Source organism: Methanocalculus chunghsingensis, assembly GCF_018132105.1.
Classification (GTDB): domain Archaea; phylum Halobacteriota; class Methanomicrobia; order Methanomicrobiales; family Methanocorpusculaceae; genus Methanocalculus; species Methanocalculus chunghsingensis.
In genome coordinates, this window is the sequence record NZ_JWHL01000033.1 from 1 (window position 1) to 2413 (window position 2413).

Here is a 2413-nt window from a genome sequence, read left to right on the forward strand (position 1 = left end):
TCACAGTTTGGCGCTATTCCAAGAATATTGTCGAGTTTTTCCCATCGATCCTTAACCTGATACAAAGGTGTGTATCCAGTGATTCTGGCAAACATCAGGGCAACAATCTCCTGCCAGGATCCGGGGAATGCCTCTTGGAGATGGGGAACAAGTTCAGCTGCCTCTTCAGCAAGAAATGCAGCATTGCCATATTCATGGACTGTACGAGGAAGGAGTGGCAATGGCGGTGTAGAAATGCACAAAAGTGGCGGTCTAAAAGTGCTCACCTGCTAACCTCTCTGTACCACCAGAGAGGGAGTAGCAATGGTGATCGCAGAAGAGGGATTTTTCATGATCCGAGATCTCCACAACAAGGGATACAACGACAGCGAGATATCACGCATGACCGGTTTCAATCGTCGAACCGTGCGAAAATATCTTGCAGCTGATGAATTGCCAAAGAAACAAAGGCGAACTGGAAAACCCAGTAAGCTTGATCCTTTTAAAGACTATATCACAGAGCGAATCACCGCATATCCCCTCACGGCAAGGAGGATCTATCGTGAGATTCGAGAGAGGGGATATACTGGCGGCTACACCATCCTCAAAGACTACATCAGAACCATCCGTCCTCAGTATACACCGCCGGCCGTTCTCCGTTTCGAAACACCGCCAGGCAAACAAATGCAGGTGGACTGGGGTGAATGCGGGAGCCAGGAGATAGATGGCAGAAAGAGAAAGATCCACGCCTTCAGTGCCGTCCTCGGGTACTCACGAATGCGCTACATGGAGTTTACTCTTTCAACGGATGTGTACACACTGATCCAGTGCCATAAGAACGCATTCGATTATTTCGGAGGGATTCCTGAAGAAATCCTTTACGACAACATCAAGACAGTCATCATCAAACGGGCCATCCGGGCCAGGGATCATACCTGGAACGCAAAATTTGAGGATTTCTTCACCCATCATGGATTCATCCCCCGTGTCTGTAAGCCCTATAACCCTCAGACCAAAGGAAAAGTCGAGAATTCCATCAAGTTCATGAAGAAAGACTTTCTCCTTGGCAACAGGTTCACCTCATTCGCAGACATGGACCAGAAGCTCCTCCACTGGTGTAACCGGGTGAATAGTGAGATCCATGGCTCCACCCATGAGATTCCCTATGATCGATTGAAAGAAGAGACTCTTACCCCTCTGGGTCTGATCAAGCCGTATATCATTCGCCGTGAGGAAAAACGGAAGATCCTACGAGATGCCTACGTCTCGTATAACGGAACCCTCTACTCCGTCCCATACCAGTATGCGGGTCAGACAGCACTTCTCGAGCTTGAAGGTACAACAATAACCGTCAAAATTGGATCTGAGGTGATCTGCACTCACCAGGTGGCTCCCACTTCCACAAAGAAGGTGAGAGTCAAAGAACATTTCACCGGCCTGCAGAAAGAGGCGAGGGCGAATAACTCCAGAAAGACACAATTTGCACAGGATGCCCGGGATTCACAACCGTTCTTCGAGATTGTATATCCTGATGTCGAAGAGCGACCACTATCGACGTATGATGTGTTTGCAGGCGAGGTGGGGCCATGAGCGGTCTTGTGTATGAACGTGTCCATCACAACCTGGAGACTCTCAAACTGACAACGATCAAGGCGATGCTTGACAACAGCCTTGAACATGCGGCAAAAGAGGGGAAATCCACGCTGGAGCTCCTTGATTATCTCCTTGAGCAGGAGGTGAAAAGCAAACAGGATCACGCCCTCTCGATCAGGATGAGGATGGCAAGTTTCCCGGTTGAGAAGCGGCTTGACGATTTTGATGTGGCGTTTCAACCCTCTCTTGATCCGTTGATCATCAAGGATCTTGCATCTCTCCGATTCATCCATAATGCGGAGAATGTCGTCTTCCTCGGACCCCCCGGTGTTGGAAAAACGCATCTTGCTGTAGCATTGGGTTATGAAGCGGTAAAACAGGGTTTCCGCGTGTATTATGCGAATGCATCACAGCTCATTGAACGGCTGATGAAAGCGAATCGGGAGAATAAACTGGAAGAGAAGATCAAGGCGCTTACGAAGTTCCATCTTCTCATTATCGATGAGATGGGGTATCTTCCATTCACGAGTGAAGGTGCCCATTGTTTCTTCCAGTTGATATCAAGGCGGTATGAGAAGTCTTCGACGATCTTTACCTCGAACAAGTCATTCGGTGAATGGGGCGAGATATTCGGGGATCATGTGATTGCTGCGGCAGTACTGGATCGAATCCTCCATCACTGCACGACATTGAATATCAAGGGTGATAGTTACCGACTGAAAGAGCGGCGGCGACAGGGTCTGATTCCCCATGTCTGAAAGGGTTGTATAACAGAGGTTTTATGTTGTTGAAATGAGCATTTTTATTCCGCCATAATTGTGCACTTTGATCCCGCCATTTA

At 48.5% G+C, this 2413-nt stretch carries 2 protein-coding genes and 1 pseudogene; 2 read left to right on the top strand and 1 reads right to left on the bottom strand.

Features of this window, described 5'->3' with window-relative positions:
* Positions 1–221 (bottom strand): annotated as a pseudogene (locus RJ53_RS11430) (hypothetical protein); the annotation flags it as partial.
* 85 nt (positions 222–306) lie between these two features.
* Between RJ53_RS11430 and istA the strand changes: the two are divergent.
* Positions 307–1569, top strand: a complete 1263-nt coding sequence (istA, locus tag RJ53_RS11435; RefSeq protein WP_211531764.1) for an IS21 family transposase — start codon at positions 307–309, stop codon at positions 1567–1569.
* Positions 1566–2330: an IS21-like element helper ATPase IstB gene (istB, locus tag RJ53_RS11440; protein ID WP_211531763.1), complete on the top strand. Its 765-nt coding sequence runs from the start codon at positions 1566–1568 to the stop codon at positions 2328–2330. The genes istA and istB overlap by 4 nt, the downstream gene beginning before the upstream one ends.
* Positions 2331–2413 lie beyond the last annotated feature (83 nt).

Bases quoted from the DNA above. Each gene is read 5' to 3' on its own strand.
- istB (WP_211531763.1), top strand. From the start codon at position 1,566: ATGAGCGGTCTTGTGTATGAACGTGTCCATCACAACCTGGAGACTCTC.